Genomic DNA, 1,116 nt, shown 5'->3' with positions numbered 1-1,116 from the left:
GAGCAGCAGCGCGTGCAGCTTGCCCGCGTGCTCTGCCAGGTCTGGGCGCCGGTGCTCGAAGGGCGGCCGCGCTATCTCTTCCTCGACGAGCCGGTCTCCAGCCTCGACGTGAAGCACCAGCTCATCATCATGAACATCGCCCGCGATTTCGCCCGGCGCGGCGGCGGCGTGGTGGCGATCCTGCACGACCTCAATCTGACGGCGATGTATGCCGACCGGATTTTCGTGCTCTCTCGTGGCAAACTGGCGGCCGCCGGTGCACCGGCGGATGTGCTGAACGATGAACTGATCGAGAAGGTGTTCGACTGCAGGCTGAAGGTCGGCGCGCTACCCGAAGGAAGCATGCCGTTCGTGTTGCCGCAGTCCGCCGCCTAGGCTGCAGGGGCGCGCTGCTCCAGCAGGTCGATGCCCAGCAGGTGGCGCACATTCGGGCGCGCGGCGATCAGGTCGGCGATCGTGTAGCGGGAAAGCACGGCGAAGAAGGCGTTGAGCGCCTCGCGCAGCGCCGAATTCAGGGCGCAGCTGTCGACCAGCGGGCATTCGGCGGCGTCGTTCTCGAAGCACTCGGCCATGGCGAAGCTCTCTTCGGTGACGCGCACGACATCGAACAGGCTGATCTGCTCGGCCGGGCGGCCGAGCCTGACACCGCCGTTCCTGCCGCGCACGGTTTCGACAAGGCCGGCCTCGACCAGCGGCTGCAGGATCTTGAACAGGAAGAGTTCCGACACCGAATAGGCGGCGGCGATCTCGGGGATGCGGCTCAGCCTGTCGGTATTTGCGGCGCAATACATCAGGATGCGCATCGCATAATTGGTCTGGCGCGTGAGCCGCATGGTATCCTCGCGAAATATTAGCTTAAGCCGAATATGGCCCATAGTTTGGAACAATTCCAGACTGGACTGGCACATAGCTGAATAATCGTGTCAACTTTTTGTGCGGGCCGGGCGGATGGCGGCCCGATTTGCCCTCCTGTGCTTCGGGCGAGCGTTTCGCGGGCGCAGGCATAAAGCGCGTCGCGCTGAAGCGGATTCAGGCGACGCGCTTTAAGTCTTTGTTTTTATGCATGTCGTTTTCCCAGAACCGCTGCGCACCTTTGGGCGACATGCACTAGATAGA

General features: G+C 62.9%; 1 protein-coding gene and 1 pseudogene. One reads left to right on the top strand and one right to left on the bottom strand.

Features of this window, described 5'->3' with window-relative positions; genetic code table 11:
- Positions 1-375, top strand: a pseudogene (locus EOA27_RS37510) (iron ABC transporter); the annotation flags it as partial.
- Here the strand turns inward: EOA27_RS37510 and rirA are convergent.
- Positions 372-833: an iron-responsive transcriptional regulator RirA gene (rirA, locus tag EOA27_RS37505; protein WP_040982432.1), complete on the bottom strand. Its 462-nt coding sequence runs from the start codon at positions 831-833 to the stop codon at positions 372-374. The pseudogene EOA27_RS37510 and the gene rirA overlap by 4 nt on opposite strands.
- Between the last annotated feature and the right edge of the window lie 283 nt (positions 834-1,116).

The sequence above is a fragment of the Mesorhizobium sp. M2A.F.Ca.ET.037.01.1.1 genome, assembly GCF_003998075.1.
In the GTDB taxonomy this organism is placed as follows: Bacteria; Pseudomonadota; Alphaproteobacteria; order Rhizobiales; family Rhizobiaceae; genus Mesorhizobium.
This window is presented reverse-complemented; position numbering and strand designations above follow the sequence as displayed.